Consider the following 17,457-nt stretch of genomic DNA (forward strand, 5'->3'; position numbering starts at 1 on the left):
GTGTCAGCCGGCAAGCTCGCGCCGGACGATCGCCGCGCCATCGGCCAGCGCCTTCAATTTGCCGAACGCGACGTCCCTGTCGAAATACTTCATTCCGCAGTCGGGCGCGGGAATCACCCGCTCCGCACCGAACCGCTTGACGGCGGCGCGGATCCGGTCGGCCACCGCCTCCGGCGTGTCGATCTCGGCCGTGCCGAGGTCGAGCACTCCGAGAATGAGGGCCTTGTTGCTCAGCCCGTCGAGAACCGAGAGGTCGAGCCTGGGTTGCGCGGTCTCAACGGAGACCTGATCGACGGTGCTGTCGGCAAGCTCCTCGAGAAACACGTAGCCCCCGGACTTGTCGCCAACGAACTGGGAATAGCCGAAGCACAGGTGGATTGCGGTCGGCCCGGCCACGCCCTCCAGGGCCCGATCGATTGCCTTGACGCCGAAGCGCCGGGCCGCATCGGCTTGGGTCTGCAGCCACGGCTCGTCCAGCTGGATGATGTCGGCCCCCGCAGCCTTCAACTTCTTCAGTTCCTCGTTGAGGGCTGCGGCGAAGTCCATCGCAAGGGCCTCTTCGTCATTGTAGAATTCGTCCTTGGCTTGCCGGCTCATGGTGAACGGTCCGGGCATGGTGATCTTGACCATCCGATCCGTGTTCTCCTTCAGGAAGCGGACGGAGCGGACCTCGACCTCTTCACGACGCCGGATCGGGCCGATGATCCGTGGCACCCGGACCTGCCGGTTGGCCCGGCCTTGGATGATCGCCGGATCCGCGACGTCGATTCCGTCGACGGAGGTGGCGAAGCGGTTGGAGTAGCTCTCGCGGCGAACCTCGCCGTCGGTGACGATGTCGATGCCGGCGCGCTCCATGTCCCGGATCGCCAGCAGCGTGGCGTCATCGCAGGCCGCCTCCAGCAGGTCCGCCGGGACCCGCCAGAGATCCGGGACCGGCACGCGCGGCACCATCGTGCGAAGCCTCTCGCGATCGATCAGCCAGTCTGGCTGCGGGTAGCTGCCGACAACGGTGGTCGGAAGAAGCGCGTTCCTCACCATGGTTCTTTCCTTCGTTCTTGAACTTCTCGACGCAGATGGTGTGCCAATGAATGACCCGGAATTTCGCCTGAGGCTGCCCGATGCGGCCGCCCTCGATGCTGCCCAGCAAGCTGTCTACGACGACATTGCCGGCGGGCCGCGCGGACGGGTGCGCGGTCCGACGCTGGTGTGGCTGCACAGCCCGGCGTTGGCCGAGCGGGCGCAGAAGGTCGGCGAATATCTCAGATGGGGAACGGACCTGGATGCGCGCCTCAGAGAGCTCGCCATCCTGGTAACCGCCCGTCACTTCGACAGCGACTACATCTGGTTCAACCACCGAACCGTGGCCGCGGACGCGGGTCTGGCCGAAGATGTGATCCGCGCCATCGAGCATCGCGAGAGGCCGGACTTTGCGGTCGACGACGAGGCTGAGGTGTTCGCCTTCGCGACGGAGATCCTGACGAGCCACCGGGTCTCCGACGCCACGCTCAGGCGCATCGTCGAGCGGTTCGGCGAGCGCGGAGCGGTCGATCTCGGAGCGTTGATCGGATACTATCATATGGGCGCGATCAGCCTGGAATTGGCCCGGCCGCTGCTGGCGGACGGGCGCAGGACGTGCCTGCCGACCTGATGACTATCGTCTGCCGTCGGCCACGAGCTCTCCCAGGCGCTCGAGGTGGCCCCGGACGAAGGCCCGCGTCGGCTCGTCGACGAGCTTGAGATCGGCATCGAACTTCTTGGGCGCCTCGCCGACCAGGACTTCGGGGCCAGGCAGGGTCTGGGCGTTCAGGTAGACCAGGATTTGCCGCAGATGGTGGTTGGCCATGATCGTGCCGAGCACCCCGCGGCTCGCTCCCATGATCGCGACCGGCTTGCGGTCGAAAGGCTGGTCCGGCCGGCGCGAGGCCCAATCGATGGCATTCTTCAGGATGCCCGGGATCGAACGGTTGTATTCCGGCGTCACGAACAGGAGCCCGTCTGCTCTCTGCATGGCGCCGACGAGCCCCTCCACCTCCGGCGGGTAGGCCTCGGCACGGACGTCGTCGTCGTAGGGCGGCACGTGCCGGATATCGCCGATATCGATGTGCATGCCGGCCGGCGCGAGTTCTGCGGCCGCGTTCAGGAGCGCCGCATTGAACGACAGGCGGCGCAGGCTGCCCGCAACACCGAAAATCCTGATCTCCGTCATTCGACCTCCCAACGTGGTCGCCGGTCTTCGGGCATGACCGACAGTCTTCTTGCGCGCCGTTGTCCGGGGCCTGAGCCTGATCGGCGCAGGGGCGCCGCGGCTCCATGCGATTGACCGGGCCCGCGGCACCGCTATTGTTACCGTATTCTCGTATTACGGAAGTAGGAACCCCGATGACGCGTCTTCTCGTCCGAAACGGTACGATCCTGCCCCTGACCGACGGGACGCGGGCATTTCCCAACCGCGACGTGCTGATCGACCACGGTCGGATCGTCGAGATCGGCGAGCAGTTGCCGTCGGAGGGTGCGGAGGTCGTCGATGCCACGGGCATGATCGTGATGCCGGGCCTCGTCGACGCTCATCTGCACACCTGGCAAACCGGCATCCGGGGCATCGCCGGCGACTGGTCGCTGATGGACTACGGTCAGCGGATGCACGCCGGGCTGGCGACGCGCTTTTCCCCCGAGGACATCTACATCGCGACCCTGGTCGGCGCACTCAACCAGATCAACAGCGGGGTGACCTCGCTTTTCGACTGGAGCCACAACAACCCGACTCCGGCCCATTCCGACCGGGCCATCGATGCGCTTCTGGAATCCGGCATTCGCGCCGTCTATGGGCACGGTACGCCGAAGCCGAAGCTCGATGCCGGCGGCGTGCCGACCAGCGAGCTGCTTCATCCGGAGGACGAGGTGCGGCGCATCCGAGGCGAGCGGCTCTCCGATGACGACGGCCTCGTGACCATGGCCATGTGCATCCGCGGGCCGGATCTCTCCTCCTACGAGGCCTCGGAACACGACATCCGGCTCGCCCGTCGCTACGGCATCATCGCCAGCGCCCATCTCGGCGGCCGGATCCTGGCCAACCGCAAGACGCCTGACGGTATCTTCCGCCTCGCCAAAGCGGGGCTGCTGGGGCCGGACTTCAACTCGGTCCACTCCAACAAGCTCTCCGACGAGGAGCTGAAAGTGATGGTCGACGCCGGCGTCACCTTCACCATGACGCCCGAGGTGGAGATGCAGATGGGGCACGGCCTGCCGGTCACCGGGCGCCTGCTTGCGCTCGGCGCAGCGCCGTCGATCGGCATCGACGTCGAGACCAGCATCAGCTCGGAAATGTTGTGGGCCGCCAGGTTTGCCCTGCAGGTCCAGCGCGGATTGGACAACAGCGCCATAAACGCCGGCGGTGAGGAGGTTCGCCAAGTGTCGATCGAGTCCCGCCAGGCCTTCGAGTGGGCGACGGTCGAAGGCGCGAAGGCCATGGGGCTGGCCGATCGGACCGGAACGCTGCAAGCGGGCAAGCAGGCGGATCTGATCCTGATCCGCAGCGACGACCTCAACCTCTTTCCGGTGGCAATCCCGGCCGAAACGGTCCTCTACCAGGCGACCAGCGCCAACGTGGACACCGTCATCGTCGCCGGACGGATCCGCAAACGGGGGGGCGTGCTGCAGCATCCGGGCCTTGACGACCTGAAGGGCAAGCTTGCGGAATCGGGCCGCCGGCTCCTGCACGATGCCGGGCTCGCCGCCTGAGCGCGGCGGGAGGATGCAGCTGCGCGCTGACGGAGCAGCCGCGCGCAAGGCTGCCCCGATAGTCCCCCGCTGGCGGCAGGACTCCGTTCTCCATCCGGGTCGGTCTGCCCTGCGGGCGATGTCGGGCTGCTCGACCCGGTCGTGCTGCTGCCTGGCCCCGGCGTAGGCAGACGCCTAAGCCATAGGCGGCGTGGCGCCCTCAGACTTCGCCATGCGCGGCACCTCTTGCGGCTCGCCGGTTCTCGATCCCCAGGCCCCACGGAGTGTCTGGGATTGGCGCGAAACGGACTGCGTTGAATAGGCAACCGATCAACACATTGCATTTGCGCCGTGTTTTCGGGCCATGCCGATGAACGCCGTGAGAGCCGCCGAGGGATTGCGGCGCCCCGGATAGTACAGAGCGAGCGGCGCGAGCGGTGGCGTCCAGTCTTCCAGGACCCGGATGAGGCTTCCCGCCTCTATGTCCGCCCGGACGTTCGCCTCGATGAAGAAGCCGAGACCGATACCCTCGAGAACCGCGGTCCGCGCCAGGCTCGCCTCGTCCAGGGTAATCGGTCCGTCGACATCGATCTGTGCGCTCTGGTCGCCCTTTCTGAAGGACCACCGGTAGAGGGCTCCATTGGGCAGGCGGACGCGAATACACCTGTGGCCGAGAAGGTCGGGCGGGACGCACGGCCTGTCATGCATGTCGAAATAGTTCGGCGAACCGACCACAGCGTAGCGCTGAGGCTGCCCCAGCGGAATCGCGATCATATCGCTCGGAACAAGGTCAGCGGACCGAACACCCAGGTCGAAGCCTTCGGCGACGATGTCGACCAGCCGCCCTTCGGTGACGAGATCGACATGCACCTGGGGGTGGCGGCGGAGGAACGCGAGCACGAGCGGCGACAGGATCTCGCGCGCCGCGGTGGCGAAGGTGTTGATGCGGAGTGTTCCTGAGGGCGTCGCCTGCTGCGACCGGACGCCGTTCATCGCGTCTCGGATGTCCTGAAGGGGCGGACCGACCTGATCTACGAACAGGCGCCCTGCGTCGGTCAGCGACACGCTGCGCGTCGTCCGGTTGAAGAGGCGAACTCCCAGTTCCTTCTCCAGCTTGCCGATCGCGTTGCTGAGCGCGGTTGTTGACATGCCGAGGTCGAGGGCTGCCTCCCGAAAAGACCCTCTTCGGCCGATGGCCAGTACGGCCTCCAGATCGTTCAGCCCGGGCCGATACATTATCCCGATCCTCGCAATTCGCCATCCCGCATCATCCCAATTATAGGGACAAGTGTCTGCGACTAGATATGTGCAACGTGAAACGAGCAGATGGAGCGGTGGCATGAGCCTGCCCCTACCGATCGAGACCTACTTCAATGCCGACAGGCGCAATGATCCCGACGCTGTGCTTCAGGTATTCGGAACCGATGCCGTCGTCCGCGACGAGGGCCAGACACACCGTGGGTGCCAGGCAATCGAAGCGTGGTGGCGTGCGGCAAAGGCCAAGTATCATCACGTCGCCGAACCGCTCGATTGGTCCGAGGAGGCCGGCAGGCATCACGTGCGCGCGCGGGTGACCGGCGACTTTCCCGGCAGTCCGGCCGTATTGACGTTTGCCTTCCGTCTTGAGCGGGAGTGGATCACGCAGCTGGAGATCGGAGCATGAGGCCTTTTCCGATCCCGGGTCCGCTCACACCGGTGGGCTCCAGCCCTCGAGATGGGAATAGATCGCGTCGCGCAGGTCCCTGATGTCCTGGTTGAGTTGGCCAAGCTGAGACGTGCTCTTGCCGGATGCCGACAGCAGCGCGTCCGCCAGGCAGCCAGCCTCGGCCCTGAGCGAATGGCCCTGCTCGGTCAACGCGACCAGCACCTGGCGCTCGTTCCGGGGATTCCGGGTGCGACGCAACAGCCCCGCCACCTCGAGCCGCTTGAGCAACGGCGTCAGAGTGCTCGATTCCAGGGCCAATTTCTCCGCGATGGCGCCGACCGTCTGCCGGTCCTCGCGCCACAGGACGTTGAGAACGAGATATTGCGGATAGGTGAGACCCAGCCTGTCGAGCAGCGGCTTGTAGATCCGCTGGATCGCCATTCCGGCGGAATAGAGGGCATAGCAAAGCTGGTCTTCGAGGGGGACCGGGCAGTTCGCCGCTTCCATGGGGCTCTTGCTCCTTCGACGTCAATCTGATCACAAAATCGCGATAACACATATGGCGATAAATATCCAGCTGGACACAGGCTCGGGGGCGGGCTACCTAAAAACATATCGCAATAAGCTTTATCGCAGCAAATCAACAGGAGCACGAGATGAACACCACCAGATCCATCCTGGCCGCCGCGGTCGTTGCCGCTGGCCTGTCCGCCGCCGCACCCTACGCCCATTCGGCCGACGGGATTCCCAAGGACCAGGCTGTCACGAACATCGTGCTGGTGCATGGCGCCTTCGCCGACGGGTCGGGATGGCGCGGTGTCTACGACGAGCTGACGCGGCGTGGGTATCGCGTCTCGATCGTGCAGAACCCTCTGACATCGCTCGCGGACGACGTTGCGGCCACGCGACGGGTTCTGGCGCGTCAGGACGGACCGGCAGTTCTGGTCGGGCACTCCTACGGCGGAACTGTCATCACCGAAGCAGGCATCGATCCGAAGGTGTCCGGACTCGTCTACGTCTCTGCGCTGGCACCCGACGTCGGCGAGTCGACGGGAGACCAGTTCGCCGACATTCCCGCGCCGCCGGAATTCGTCATCGACACCCAGGAAGACGGGTTCGGTTTCGTGAACCTCGAGAAGTTCAAGATCGGCTTCGCAGGAGATACGAGCGACGCTGACGCAGCCTTCCTGAGGGACTCCCAGGTGCCGATCAACATGGCGATCTTCGCTACGAAGGTCAGCCATGCCGCCTGGCGGACCAAGCCGAGCTGGGCCGTCGTCGCGACGGACGATCACGCGATCGACCCAAGGCTCCTGCGCCAGACCGCCAAGCGCATCGGCGCCACGACCGAGGAAGTTCAGGCGAGCCACGTCCTCTTCCTGACCCATCCCACGGCCGTGGCCGACGTTATCGATCGCGCCGCCCGGGAGCTGTCGCGCTGAGCAGGGCCCGGGGGAGGCGACCTCGATCGGGCCGCCGCCCCCAACGGACGAGCCCACCTCGGCTGAATGTGTTCCGCCCGCAACGGGCCGGCGCACGGGCTTCCTCAGACCGGAACCGATTTCGTTCGGTCGTTCCACACCACGGTGAACCGATGTCTCATCATGTCGAAGTCCACGATCATGACCGCCAGGTTCTCGAGAATCAGGCGAGCCTTCGAAGGCGGATGCGCACTGAATACGACTTCATCGTCTGCGGGGCCGGTTCGAGCGGTTCGGTCGTGGCGGGGCGGCTCGCGGAGGAGCAAGGCGCCCAGGTGCTGCTGATCGAAGCGGGCGGGGACGACACGTCTCCGACGGTCATGGACCCCGCCCAGTGGCCCCTCAACCTGGGATCGCCCAACGACTGGGCCTTCGAGGGGTTGCCGGCCCCAGGCCTCAACGGGCGCCGCCTGCCGCTCAACATGGGCAAGGTGCTCGGCGGCGGATCCAGCATCAACGTCATGGTCTGGTCTCGGGGCCACAAGGCGGACTGGGACCATTTCGCCGAGGAAGCAGGCGATCCCGCCTGGGGCTATGCGTCCGTCCTCGACTACTACCGCCGCATCGAGGATTGGCAGGGCCAGCCGGACCCGCTCCGTCGCGGGACCGGCGGACCTGTGTACGTCGCCCAGCCCAGGTCGCCGCAGCCGCTGGCCGCGGCGACGCTGGACGCGGCCAGGTCGCTCGGAATTTCGAGCTTCGCAAGCGCGAACGGCGAGATGATGGAAGGTCCCGGCGGCGCTGCGATTGCCGAATTGCGGATCCGAGGCGGGCGGCGGCAATCGGTCTTTCGGTCCTACACCTATCCGCGCATGCATCAGCCGAACCTCACCGTGCTGAGCTCCGCCCTGGTCACGCGGCTCGTCTTCAGCGGGAGCCGAGCCGTCGGGGTCGAGGCGATGGTCGATGGCGAGCCGGTTCGCTTCGGCGCCAGCCGAGAGATCGTGCTTTCGCTCGGCGCCGTGCATACGCCCAAGCTGCTCATGCAGTCCGGCGTGGGACCGGAAGGCGAACTGAGGCAACATGGTATCCCGATCATTCAGAGCCTGCCCGGAGTGGGCCAGAACCATCAGGATCACATCGCGTTCGGCTGCACCTGGGAATACCACAGGCCTCAGCCGGTCGGGGGCGGTGGTTGCGAAGCCGTCCTGTACTCGACGAGCGATTCTCGTCTCGGCGTCCCGGACCTGTTGCACTGCCAGCTCGAGTTCGCGGTGCCCTCCCCGCCGGAAGCGGGTATTGCAACGCCCGAGCATGGTTGGTCCATGTTCGCCGGGCTCGCGCAACCGAAGAGCCGTGGCCGCCTCAGGCTGTCGGGCACCAGCCACAGCGATCCCATTCTGATCGAGCCGAACTTCCTGAGCGAGCCTGAGGACTTCGCTGCGGCCCTGCGGACGGTGGAACTGAGCCGGGAAATCGGCAACAGCGCGTCCCTCGCCTCGATCGTCAAGAAAGAAGTCGCCCCGCTTCAGTCGAGCCGTTCCGCCCGAGAGCAGTTCATCCGGAACTCTGCGGTGACCTTCTGGCACCAGTCCTGCACGGCGAAAATGGGCACCGACGCCATGTCCGTCGTCGACGGTCAGCTTCGCGTGTACGGCATCGACAACCTCCGCCTCGCCGACGCCTCCATCATGCCGAGGATTCCGGTAGGCAACATCATGGCTCCCTGCGTCGTCATCGGGGAGCGGGCGGCCGACCTGATCCGGCGCGAACACGGGATGACCGGAACGGGCGCGCACCCGTCTGCTGCAGATCTCGGGGGCACCTGACCGGGGCGGACCTCAGAATAATGCGAGCCGTCGGATGCGGCGACGGCGGATGGTTGACAGGGTCGGAGTGTCGGAGCGCAAAGTGGGCATCTCCAGCGCGGGCTTCGGCTTGAAGCGGTTCGACAGGCGAAGACCCGAACGGGAGCCTCGTCGACCGATCAAATCTCCGATCGCGAGGCAGATAGCGCCGAAAGCGAGCTCAAGGCTGATCAGGGTCAAGGCCGTTCAAGACTTCTCGGCCATTGATGACGTGGACCGACGATACAGCCCCGGCGTCTCCACGCCATTGCCGGGCCTGCAGGGGGTCTCCCAGGCCCACGCCGACATCGTCTAGAACTGCACGATCTGGCTATCGCCGCCGACGATCAGATTCACCTGGCCCGCAACGGCCGTGGTCACCGAGCCGATCCCGCCGGAATGGCCGCTCACGCTCACCGTATCTAAAGCGCCGGAGAGCACCCCGCCATAGCCGTAGAGATTGTAATAGCCGGCCGCGCAGACCGCGGCCTGCAGCGTGCCGCCGAGCGCCAGGTCGCCGCCACCGTATCAGCCACTGGCGAGATAGTGGCGCTATTCGTTGGGATGGGTTGCGAAGGCGCCGGGTGACATCCCTTCATGCCGGGCGAAGGCGTTTCCGAACGCACTGGCCGATCCGTAACCGACCTTCAGCGCGATCTCCGTGTTGGTAAGCCCGTCCTGCCGCAGAAGTGTCTTGGCGATGGCAATGCGCCAGTCGGTCACGTATTCCATCGGCGCGCGTCCGATTTCCTTCCGAAACTTCTCAAAAAAGCCGGAGCGGGACATGCCCGCGTCCTTCGCAAGCGAGGCAACGGAAATCTCGCCATCCGTGTTCGCGTGGATGCGTTGCAAGGCAGTGGCCAGGTGCGGATCGGACAGCCCGCGCAACAAGCCCGGCGGCATGGTTACGGCAGGCCCCGAGCGGAGCGCCTCGATCAGCAGCACCTCAAGCAGCCGCCCGAGGATCAGCTCACGGCCCGGTCGGTTGGCGCGGGTCTCCTCGTGGATCACTGGGACCAGGGCCATTAGCCGGTCATGGCCGGAGACATGGATCATCTCGGGCATCAGCGAGACCAGCAGGTCCTGCGCCGGCGCCTCGAAGCGGCAATGCCCGACCAGCGCGCGCATCGTGACGGGCGCGTCCGCCGGTCCCAGGTGGAAGCGCCCTGGTCCGGTCTCCAGCGGCAGGCGAGGCGCGTGCGGGGGCGGGGAGACCTCGCTGGACATGATGAAGCCCTGCAGATCGGGGATCAGGACGAAGTCGCCAGACTTCAAGTCGACCGGGTCACGCCCGACCACCTCCAGCCGACAGCCCCCCTCAACGATCGCGCAGTAGAACGGGCTGGCCATGTCGTACCGCTCCACCTGCCAGGTGCCGCTCGCCTCGACCATCTTCGAGATGGAGACCGCGGGCTTCAGCAATGTGACGACGCTTGAAAGGGGATCTTCAGGAATTGCGGGCATGGATTTGGACGATCGATATATCATTTTGGACAATTATCTATAGTTAATCCGGAGGGCGACGTCTATCTCCATCGCATTAGACAAGGAGAGCAGACATGCCCCGCATCCTCATCACAGGCACCTCCTCGGGCTTCGGCCGAGCCACCTCCGCGCATTTCCTTGACCAGGGCTGGGAGGTCGTCGCCACGATGCGCACGCCCTCCGCCGAGGGTCTGCCGGTTTCCGATAACCTGAAGGTCCTGCCCCTCGACGTCACCGACGCGGAGAGCATCGCCGCGGCGATCTCGGAAGCCGGTCCGCTTGATGCCCTCGTGAACAACGCTGGTGTCGGCATGCTCAACGTGCTGGAAGGCGCCGAGATCACCCGCGTCCGCGAACTGTTCGAAACCAACGTGCTGGGCGCGATGGCCATGACCCGAGCGGTGATGCCGGGGATGCGTGCGCGCCGTGGCGGCGTGATCGTCAACGTCAGTTCCAGCGTGACGCTGCGCCCGCTGCCCGCCCTGTCGATCTACACCGCCAGCAAGGCCGCGCTGAACGCCTTCACCGAAAGCTTCGCGCTGGAGGCGGCCGAATTCGGCGTCCGCGCCCGGTTGGTCCTGCCCGGCAGCGCGCCGGAGACGTCCTTCGGCCGCAACGCCGTCGCGCGGATGGGCGTGGAGGTGCCTGAAGCCTACGGCCCCTTCGTGCAGGCCTGTTTCCAGAGGCTCCAGTCTGCCACCGAGAAGACCGCGGCGCGCGATGTCGTCCGGGCCGTCTGGCGCGCCGTCACCGACGAGACTGCCCCGATGAAGCTGCCCGCCGGTGCGGACGCCGAAACATGGTCCCGCGAAGCAGGCCTCGCTGCGGCCTGACCCATGCGGCGCGACAGGTCCGTCGCGCCCTCTCCTCTTGAAAGAAGGCGATCCGATGAACCGACTGATCGACCTGTCCCGAGCCCTGCCGACGCCGGAACCCGCCCTCACCGTGGCCTACACGCCGATCCGGCTGAAGATGCCCAGTCGCCCGCCGCTGGAACTGCGCCTGACCGCGCCCGCAACCGGGCACGCCCTGCCGATCGTGATCGTTTCGCACGGCTTTGGCCCGTCGAATTACATCCCCTCGAAGGACGGCTACGCCCCCCTGGCCCAGTTCTGGGCAGAACGGGGGATCGCCGTCATTCAGCCAACGCACGCCAGTTCACGGGTCGGCGGGCTGGACCCCGAGTTGCCCGAAGGACCGTTTTTCTGGCGCGAGCGGGTCGCCGAGATGCGCGCCATTCTCGATCAACTGGACGAGATCGAGACGCAGGCTCCCTCCGTTGCAGGGAGGCTCGACAACGGCAGGATTGCCGTGGCGGGCCACTCCTTCGGCGGCCACACCTGCAGCCTGCTGCTCGGCGCGCGCCTGCAGGGCGAGGACTTCTTCGACCCGCGCGTCAAGGTCGGTATTCTGCTCGCCGCTCCGGGCCGGGGCGGAGCTGACCTGACGCCTGAAAGCGCCGAACGATTCCCGTTCTTCGACGTGGATTTCAGTGCCATCGATGTGCCGACCCTTGTGGTCTGCGGCGCCGAGGATGATCCCCATTTCACGCTGCGCGGCCCTGACTGGCACGCGGACGCGTTCCATGACGCGCCCGGCGCCGATTCACTGCTGACCATCAAGGGCGTGGGCCATGGGCTTGGCGGGATCGCGGGGTTCGATGCGAAGGAAACCGAAGTGGAGGACCCGGACGCGCTGGAGGCGACGCGGCGATTGACGCTGGCCTGGCTCAACAAGACCTTCGGCCTCAGGATTGATGACTGGATGCGCAGCCAATTCGCTTTGCGGGAGGGCATGGAGGCCATCGCGACGGCGATCGAGAAAGAGCCCCGACAATTTGACCGCCAATGACGCCAAGGCTCGACGTGTTCATTACGACTCCCCGTTTGCTACTGGTTGAACGGGGGTCAAAGGCTCGGGCACCGGTGCCGTCAGCATCTTGTCCCGTCCGGACATGATATCGCCCTGCACTTGCTCGTTCAGACGCTGCGCGTCGCGGCGACGGATATCTTCCAGTGCCTCGGTCACCGCCGCCTCATCCCAGCCGAGGCGGCGCAACCCCTCTGCCCCCATCAGCAAGGCCGATTCAACTGTCTCGCGGATTTCGAAGTCCACGCCCGCGCGGATCAGGTCCATCGAATGGCCCCGATCGTAGCTGCGCGCCAGCACGACCGCATTCGGGAACTCGCCTTGGACCCGATCGACAATGGTACTGACGGCGCGTCGGTCATCGACACAGACCAGGATCACCTGCGCCTGCGCCGCACCCGAGGTCCGTAGAATGTCCAGCCGCGTGCCATCGCCGAAATAGACCTTGTACCCGAAGCGCGCAGCCTCGCGAATACGATCGGGGTTGTTGTCGATCACCGAAACCTGTGCACCCCGCGCCAGCAGCATTTGCAGAGCGATCTGACCGAACCGCCCGAAGCCGATCAACAGGACCTGCCCGCGCAGCTTATTCGCCGGCTCCACGCCATCCAGCGCGCCACCGGCGGCGCGCAACAGCCTGTCGGCGGCGATCATGATCAGCGGCGTGATCGCCATGGACAGGATCACGACGGTCGAGAAAATTGCATTTTCCCGCGCGTCGATGACCTCGCCTGCCACTGCGGCCGTATAGAGGACGAAGGCAAACTCACCCCCTTGCGCAAACATGACAGTGCGGCGCAACGCGGGCAGATTGGCCCCGCCAAAGGCCCGCGCCGTGGCATAGATGGCAACAGCCTTGACCAGAACATAGGCCGCCAGCATGGCCAGCAGCAGCGGCCATTCCGCAGCCACGACGGCAAGGTTCAACGACATGCCGACGGCCAGAAAGAAAAGCCCCATCAACAGGCCCTTGAACGGCTCGATGTCGCTTTCGATCTGGTGACGATAGCTGGAGCCGGAAAGCAGGACGCCGGCCAGAAACGCGCCCATCGCCATCGACAGGCCCACCGCCTCCATCAGGAGTGCCGCCCCCAGCACCACGAGCAGTGCCCCGGCGCTCAGCACCTCGCGGGCACGGGCGCGCGCCAGGAGGGCAAAGAACGGCCCGAGCAGCCAACGCCCGGCCACGAGCAGCAACGACAGCCCGGCCAGCGCCAGTGCTGCTGCCTCCAGTCCGCCCTCGCCCTGTCCGACGGGCGACAGAAAGGCCACGACCGCCAGCAGGGGCACAATCATCAGATCCTCAAACAGAAGGATCGAGACGGATTTCTGGCCCTCGACGCTGGAAACCTCGCCGCGTTCCTGCAAGCTCGACATGATCACTGCCGTTGATGACAGCACGAATCCGGCCCCGGCGATGAAGGCCGTGACCAGTGGAAATGTGAAGACCACCACACCCGCCAGCGACAGCAAGGCAGTCGCAAGGCTCACCTGCGCCAGGCCAAGGCCGAATATCTGCCCACGCAGCGCCCAGAGCTTTTGCGGGCGCAACTCCAGCCCGATGATGAACAGGAACATCACCACGCCCAGTTCCGCGAAATGCAGGATCGTGTCAGGGTCCGTGTAGATCCCGAGCACCGATGGACCGACCAGCGCCCCGGCGGCGAAGTACCCCAGCACCGACCCAAGCCCCAGGCGCCGGAACAGAGGCACGGCAATTACTGCTGCTCCCAACAGCACGACCACCGGGCCAATGGTCGGCCCCAATCCTTCTACGGCCATCGGCTAAACCCTTTCAAATGGCAACCATTTCACCGCGCGCGATCCTCGATCGCCTGTCGCACCAGCCTTTCTCCGATCTTGCGGCCACGCAGGGCCGCAGAAACGTCGGTGTGACCGGTGATGATCATCCCGTCGCCGGCGCGGCGGTAGGTCATTTCGGCCTCGTAGCCATCGATGACCAAGCGGCAACGTCCCCGCGATGCGCCATCTTCCCGTTCGACCTGGACGTCGTCGGGCGAGGGCGCAGCCTAGGCCAGGCCCGCGCTTGGCTGCCGCACCTGACGCGGCTGCCCCTGTTCGCATTCCAGAAGGTCGCGGTCCCATTTGCCGAGGTCGGCGGCCGCCTCGTAGGTCGAGACCAGGAAGGCCATCAGGGTCTCGTCAGGATCGGCGGCACTCTGCACGGCATCGTAGGGCAACATGAATTCCGACAGGTCGTCATGCCAGAAGGCCGCATCGGGCCGGACCGACGCGCTGCGATAGCCACCCGGCGCCGGATAGGCGTAGGCATAGAAGACGGGATAGTCTATGCCATTGCCGCCCGGCCAGAAACCTGCCGAGGAGACTTCGCGGTCATAGGCTTCCTGCGCCACGTCGTTCGGCAGGGATGGGATCCCCGCAGGGTGGAGCGGTGCGCGTCGGCCCGAGAAACGGGTGACAGCGAGATCCAGCGCTCCCCAGAACAGGTGAACGGGACTGGACTTGCCGACAAAGGAGGTCCGGAACCTGCCCATCACCCGGTCGATCGCCACCAGCGCCTGGTGGTATCGCAACACGGCGTCCCGGTCGTAGGGGCGGTCGCGATGATCCTCGTTGAACGGGACGGGGTTGGGCACCTCGTTGGGCCTGTCACTGAAACTTGGCGTTCCCCCGAGCTCGGCAATCAGCTGCACGAAGTTCGCACGGAACGCCGCGACCGTGGTCGGCCCGAGCGAGAACACCGAAGTGCGGCCATTGCCGCAGGTGCCCACGACCATATGCTCCAGGAAATCGAACCGGATCTCGATGCCCGGACCGTCCGGTATCGGCGAGGATGTGAGGCCGGTTGGCGTGACATAGAATGTCGCGTTCCAAGAATGGTTGAGCCAGGGCGTATGCGCCAGCCGGTATTTTCCGACGATCTGAAGGTACAGGTGCAGGGCTGAACAGGTTTCACGCCATTCCAGGTAGTGGAGGGGAGGCCATTTGGTGGACATTGCGCGTTTCTCCGTTCAGCAACTGTGCCTTGCGAGATTCGGTCAGTGCGATCATCGGCGTCTCGGTCCCGGGTTGACGCACACGGGCACAGGTCAGATGCGAAATGTCGCCTGTGATCCTGAGTGATCCATGTGCGCCTGACCCCTTGGGGTGGACAACGCGCTCGGGAATCCGTTCGCGGTTCTGGTGCGCCAGTTTCTCGATAAGTTGCCAGTCCTGGACCAGGGCCGTTCTCCGGCTTATTGCGAGCGCCGTCCCGTGATCGTGCTGGCACGCTGAAGGCTCGGTACAGAGCTGAGCATTGATGAGAGTTCTAGCGAACGGATCGGGGGGTCTACGTCGCCGAGTCTGCTGCAAAGATGCCGATCTTGCGATTTGGTTCCGAGGCCGGTCGGCCACGGACAGCATCCGTTGCGCTGCCCAAGTGACCGTGATCGGTCTGCGCCCGGCAGTGCGGTTTGTGCTAGGCCCTGAAGCAGCAGGCCTTGATGCCAGCGTCAATGGCAATGGCTTGCCTGTCGAGTTCGGCCCTTGTGACGTTTTTCCCTTGAATGACCATGCGGATGTAGAGGGGGGAAAAGAGAAGATCGAGGGCCAGTTCCCTGTCGAGTTTCTCGTGCAGTTCATGTCGGGTGATGGCGCGGTCCAGCAATCCATGACCGAACTGTCGCCGTGCCATGGAAGCGCGGTCCAGCACCGTCGCCAGTTCGCCCGATCGCAAGCGTTCGGCGACCAGATCGGCGATAATCCGGCGGACGAGTGGATGCCGCAGCACCGTGCACGTAGCTCGAAGATACGCACGGGCATCCGCTTGCAGAGATCCGTGATCGGTGGAATCCAACAGCGCGATCTCGATGCTGGCGATCGCTTTTGACGCGAAATCGCGTTTTGAGGACCATCTTCGGTAGATTGCGGCCTTGCCGACGCCCGCGCAGGCGGCCACGCGTTCAAGGCTTATCCCCACATAGCCGGTTCTTGCCCACTCCTCGAACAAAGCTCTGAACAATCTTGCCGTCAGGTCAGGACGGATCACCGCCGCTCCGCTCGGCTTCCGCTTTTTTCTGTCGTCGGCAATCTTGAGTTCCATCCATGTCCTTCCCATTATGGCTGGAACGCTATCGTTCCAACCAAGCCGTGTGAAGAGCTCGTCGCGAGGAAGTTTAGCCGCCTCACAGGAGACACGACATGGGACTGCCCGCGTATACTTCTTCCTCGCAATGGTACTCCGACGGGCCACTGGGGTCCCATGTGCGAACACTGCAATCCCCAGGCGGAATCCTCGATCTCTTCGAAGTCGCGCGAGCGGCCGGGGATATGCCCCGCCCAGGACTGCCGGAAATCGTCCTGTATCAGGACCTGATCGGCGGCAGCCGCGTCAGCGGCGATGGGGGTGGTGGGCGTTTCGATGTGGCGAGCGAAAGAGGTGGCCTCTGCCTAGCGGCGCTGGACTTGCCCGAGTGTTCGCCAAGCACATGCGCGTGACGCCGTCCGAATTTCGCCGTGCGGTGCGCGATCCGGTTCGCCCATCGAACTCTTTTAGCGCGCGTCCGGCTCTGGAGGGACGGCAGTGACCGTCCATGCCAATTCCTCATTCGCGCAGTTGCACAGCAAAGGCCGACATGCGTCCTACGTGCGCACGATGAAATCCCCGGGCGGAGTCCTTGATTTGCTTGAGGTGGCGCAACCCGCCGGGGATTTGTCGCGCCCATCCCTTCCGGATATCGTTCTGTATGAGGACATGCTTGGCAATGGTCGTGTCAGGTCAGATCTGGGAGGAGGGCGCTTTGATGTGATAAGCGAAAGAGGCCTCCTCAATTTAGCTGCGCCGAACTTTGCCACCACGGCGATCATGGAGGAAAGCCATCAGGTTCGCAGCCTGGCCTTTCCCTTGGCGACGTGGCAGGGCATCCTCGATGAGGCCGCCGACGGCCGTTTCTCCTTCGACACCTCCTTCAACTACGGCCGAGTGTTCGACTCGCCGCCGATCCGGTCGGCGCTGCGGAACCTGTGGGCGCTCTGCGAAGACGAAGGTGCGCCATCGCGTCTTTGGGCGCGGGCCGCAGGCTGCGAGATCCTGGCAGAGTTGTGCCGGTTGGGCGGAGCGCAGTTCAAACCGGTAAGGGGCGGCCTTGCCCCTTGGGTCGAGCGGCGCGCTCTGGACCTGATGCAGGCGCGGCTGTCTGAAGACATCAGCCTCGACGAACTGGCCGCCGAGGCGCAGCTTTCGCCGTTTCATTTCGCCCGCATGTTCAAGCAAAGCGTCGGCGTGCCGCCGCGGGTCTACCTGACGCGTTTGCGGGTGGAGAAAGCCTGCGAACTCCTCGAACATTCGGACCTTCCGATCACGGAAATCGCCCTGGAAGTCGGGTACTCGTCGAACCAGGTCCTTGCCCGGGTGTTCGCCAAGCACATGCGCGTCACGCCGTCCGAATTTCGCCGTGCGGTGCGCGATCCGAAGCGATCTGTCGCGCCTCAGTGACCTTTGAGCGCGTGG

The 17,457-nt window shown here is 65.0% G+C and carries 19 protein-coding genes; 8 read left to right on the forward strand and 11 right to left on the reverse strand.

All coding sequences use genetic code 11. The features are described from left to right. Positions 1-3 precede the first annotated feature (3 nt). Complete coding sequence (locus tag ACSSVZ_RS10765) at positions 4-1,035, reverse strand: 5-methyltetrahydropteroyltriglutamate--homocysteine methyltransferase (protein ID WP_453969984.1); 1,032 nt, start codon at positions 1,033-1,035, stop codon at positions 4-6. Positions 1,036-1,084: 49 nt separating this feature from the next. On the opposite strand from ACSSVZ_RS10765, the gene ACSSVZ_RS10770 reads away from it, so the two are divergent. Further along, entirely contained in the window at positions 1,085-1,648 is a 564-nt protein-coding gene (locus ACSSVZ_RS10770; RefSeq protein WP_453969889.1) for a carboxymuconolactone decarboxylase family protein, read from the forward strand. Positions 1,649-1,651: 3 nt separating this feature from the next. Here ACSSVZ_RS10770 and ACSSVZ_RS10775 read toward each other — a convergent pair whose 3' ends face one another. Then, positions 1,652-2,206, reverse strand: a complete 555-nt coding sequence (locus tag ACSSVZ_RS10775) for an NADPH-dependent FMN reductase (protein WP_453969890.1) — start codon at positions 2,204-2,206, stop codon at positions 1,652-1,654. Between the two features lie 173 nt (positions 2,207-2,379). Between ACSSVZ_RS10775 and ACSSVZ_RS10780 the strand changes: the two genes are divergently transcribed. Next, on the forward strand, positions 2,380-3,738 hold the full coding sequence (locus ACSSVZ_RS10780; RefSeq protein WP_453969891.1) for an amidohydrolase family protein: 1,359 nt from the start codon (positions 2,380-2,382) through the stop codon (positions 3,736-3,738). Positions 3,739-4,047: 309 nt separating this feature from the next. Here the strand turns inward: ACSSVZ_RS10780 and ACSSVZ_RS10785 are convergent, their stop codons facing one another. After that, positions 4,048-4,953, reverse strand: a complete 906-nt coding sequence (locus ACSSVZ_RS10785; RefSeq protein ID WP_453969893.1) for a LysR family transcriptional regulator — start codon at positions 4,951-4,953, stop codon at positions 4,048-4,050. Between the two features lie 103 nt (positions 4,954-5,056). Here ACSSVZ_RS10785 and ACSSVZ_RS10790 point away from each other — a divergent pair, with 103 nt between their 5' ends. Next, positions 5,057-5,380: a nuclear transport factor 2 family protein gene (locus ACSSVZ_RS10790; RefSeq protein WP_453969894.1), complete on the forward strand. Its 324-nt coding sequence runs from the start codon at positions 5,057-5,059 to the stop codon at positions 5,378-5,380. 24 nt (positions 5,381-5,404) lie between these two features. On the opposite strand, the gene ACSSVZ_RS10795 is transcribed toward ACSSVZ_RS10790, so the two are convergent. Next, positions 5,405-5,869: a MarR family winged helix-turn-helix transcriptional regulator gene (locus ACSSVZ_RS10795; RefSeq protein WP_453969896.1), complete on the reverse strand. Its 465-nt coding sequence runs from the start codon at positions 5,867-5,869 to the stop codon at positions 5,405-5,407. Between the two features lie 149 nt (positions 5,870-6,018). Here ACSSVZ_RS10795 and ACSSVZ_RS10800 point away from each other — a divergent pair, with 149 nt between their 5' ends. Continuing rightward, positions 6,019-6,804 carry an alpha/beta fold hydrolase gene (locus ACSSVZ_RS10800; RefSeq protein ID WP_453969897.1) on the forward strand — a complete coding sequence of 262 codons (786 nt, stop codon included), beginning with the start codon at positions 6,019-6,021 and terminating at the stop codon, positions 6,802-6,804. Between the two features lie 224 nt (positions 6,805-7,028). Next, positions 7,029-8,612 (forward strand): GMC family oxidoreductase, encoded by a 1,584-nt coding sequence (locus tag ACSSVZ_RS10805; RefSeq protein ID WP_453969899.1) that lies wholly within the window; start codon positions 7,029-7,031, stop codon positions 8,610-8,612. 12 nt (positions 8,613-8,624) lie between these two features. Here the strand turns inward: ACSSVZ_RS10805 and ACSSVZ_RS10810 are convergent, their stop codons facing one another. Together ACSSVZ_RS10810 and ACSSVZ_RS10815 are read right to left on the reverse strand one after the other, a co-directional pair. Next, complete coding sequence (locus tag ACSSVZ_RS10810; RefSeq protein ID WP_453969900.1) at positions 8,625-8,831, reverse strand: hypothetical protein; 207 nt, start codon at positions 8,829-8,831, stop codon at positions 8,625-8,627. Between the two features lie 351 nt (positions 8,832-9,182). Continuing rightward, a complete protein-coding gene (locus ACSSVZ_RS10815) occupies positions 9,183-10,094 on the reverse strand; it encodes an AraC family transcriptional regulator (protein ID WP_453969902.1) in 912 nt (303 codons plus the stop codon). Positions 10,095-10,189: 95 nt separating this feature from the next. Here ACSSVZ_RS10815 and ACSSVZ_RS10820 point away from each other — a divergent pair, with 95 nt between their 5' ends. Beyond that, positions 10,190-10,948, forward strand: a complete 759-nt coding sequence (locus ACSSVZ_RS10820) for an SDR family oxidoreductase (RefSeq protein ID WP_453969903.1) — start codon at positions 10,190-10,192, stop codon at positions 10,946-10,948. A gap of 55 nt (positions 10,949-11,003) precedes the next feature. Then, on the forward strand, positions 11,004-11,966 hold the full coding sequence (locus tag ACSSVZ_RS10825) for an alpha/beta hydrolase family protein (protein ID WP_453969905.1): 963 nt from the start codon (positions 11,004-11,006) through the stop codon (positions 11,964-11,966). A 21-nt stretch (positions 11,967-11,987) separates the two neighbouring features. Here ACSSVZ_RS10825 and ACSSVZ_RS10830 read toward each other — a convergent pair whose 3' ends face one another. The 5 genes from ACSSVZ_RS10830 to ACSSVZ_RS10850 all read right to left on the reverse strand — a co-directional run bounded on the left by ACSSVZ_RS10830 (position 11,988) and on the right by ACSSVZ_RS10850 (position 16,050). After that, on the reverse strand, positions 11,988-13,766 hold the full coding sequence (locus tag ACSSVZ_RS10830) for a monovalent cation:proton antiporter-2 (CPA2) family protein (protein ID WP_453969907.1): 1,779 nt from the start codon (positions 13,764-13,766) through the stop codon (positions 11,988-11,990). A 29-nt stretch (positions 13,767-13,795) separates the two neighbouring features. Next, on the reverse strand, positions 13,796-13,948 hold the full coding sequence (locus tag ACSSVZ_RS10835; RefSeq protein ID WP_453969909.1) for an N-acetyltransferase: 153 nt from the start codon (positions 13,946-13,948) through the stop codon (positions 13,796-13,798). 66 nt (positions 13,949-14,014) lie between these two features. Continuing rightward, positions 14,015-14,962, reverse strand: a complete 948-nt coding sequence (locus tag ACSSVZ_RS10840) for a DUF5996 family protein (RefSeq protein WP_453969910.1) — start codon at positions 14,960-14,962, stop codon at positions 14,015-14,017. Beyond that, on the reverse strand, positions 14,919-15,371 hold the full coding sequence (locus ACSSVZ_RS10845) for a catalase (protein ID WP_453969912.1): 453 nt from the start codon (positions 15,369-15,371) through the stop codon (positions 14,919-14,921). The genes ACSSVZ_RS10840 and ACSSVZ_RS10845 overlap by 44 nt, the downstream gene beginning before the upstream one ends. A 55-nt stretch (positions 15,372-15,426) precedes the next feature. Beyond that, positions 15,427-16,050 (reverse strand): TetR/AcrR family transcriptional regulator, encoded by a 624-nt coding sequence (locus tag ACSSVZ_RS10850; protein ID WP_453969913.1) that lies wholly within the window; start codon positions 16,048-16,050, stop codon positions 15,427-15,429. A gap of 480 nt (positions 16,051-16,530) precedes the next feature. Here ACSSVZ_RS10850 and ACSSVZ_RS10855 point away from each other — a divergent pair, with 480 nt between their 5' ends. Continuing rightward, positions 16,531-17,442, forward strand: coding sequence for a helix-turn-helix domain-containing protein (locus ACSSVZ_RS10855; protein WP_453969915.1), 912 nt, complete (start codon positions 16,531-16,533; stop codon positions 17,440-17,442). Positions 17,443-17,457 lie beyond the last annotated feature (15 nt).

This window comes from Amorphus sp. MBR-141 (assembly GCF_053628695.1).

Excerpts from the sequence above, each read along its gene's own strand:
- ACSSVZ_RS10770 (WP_453969889.1), top strand. The coding sequence starts at position 1,085 with ATGAATGACCCGGAATTTCGCCTGAGGCTGCCCGATGCGGCCGCCCTC.
- ACSSVZ_RS10775 (WP_453969890.1), bottom strand. The coding sequence starts at position 2,206 with ATGACGGAGATCAGGATTTTCGGTGTTGCGGGCAGCCTGCGCCGCCTG.
- ACSSVZ_RS10780 (WP_453969891.1), top strand. The coding sequence starts at position 2,380 with ATGACGCGTCTTCTCGTCCGAAACGGTACGATCCTGCCCCTGACCGAC.
- ACSSVZ_RS10785 (WP_453969893.1), bottom strand. The coding sequence starts at position 4,953 with ATGTATCGGCCCGGGCTGAACGATCTGGAGGCCGTACTGGCCATCGGC.
- ACSSVZ_RS10790 (WP_453969894.1), top strand. The coding sequence starts at position 5,057 with ATGAGCCTGCCCCTACCGATCGAGACCTACTTCAATGCCGACAGGCGC.
- ACSSVZ_RS10795 (WP_453969896.1), bottom strand. The coding sequence starts at position 5,869 with ATGGAAGCGGCGAACTGCCCGGTCCCCCTCGAAGACCAGCTTTGCTAT.
- ACSSVZ_RS10800 (WP_453969897.1), top strand. The coding sequence starts at position 6,019 with ATGAACACCACCAGATCCATCCTGGCCGCCGCGGTCGTTGCCGCTGGC.
- ACSSVZ_RS10805 (WP_453969899.1), top strand. The coding sequence starts at position 7,029 with ATGCGCACTGAATACGACTTCATCGTCTGCGGGGCCGGTTCGAGCGGT.
- ACSSVZ_RS10815 (WP_453969902.1), bottom strand. The coding sequence starts at position 10,094 with ATGCCCGCAATTCCTGAAGATCCCCTTTCAAGCGTCGTCACATTGCTG.
- ACSSVZ_RS10820 (WP_453969903.1), top strand. The coding sequence starts at position 10,190 with ATGCCCCGCATCCTCATCACAGGCACCTCCTCGGGCTTCGGCCGAGCC.
- ACSSVZ_RS10825 (WP_453969905.1), top strand. The coding sequence starts at position 11,004 with ATGAACCGACTGATCGACCTGTCCCGAGCCCTGCCGACGCCGGAACCC.
- ACSSVZ_RS10830 (WP_453969907.1), bottom strand. The coding sequence starts at position 13,766 with ATGGCCGTAGAAGGATTGGGGCCGACCATTGGCCCGGTGGTCGTGCTG.
- ACSSVZ_RS10840 (WP_453969910.1), bottom strand. The coding sequence starts at position 14,962 with ATGTCCACCAAATGGCCTCCCCTCCACTACCTGGAATGGCGTGAAACC.
- ACSSVZ_RS10845 (WP_453969912.1), bottom strand. The coding sequence starts at position 15,371 with ATGCTGTCCGTGGCCGACCGGCCTCGGAACCAAATCGCAAGATCGGCA.
- ACSSVZ_RS10850 (WP_453969913.1), bottom strand. The coding sequence starts at position 16,050 with ATGGAACTCAAGATTGCCGACGACAGAAAAAAGCGGAAGCCGAGCGGA.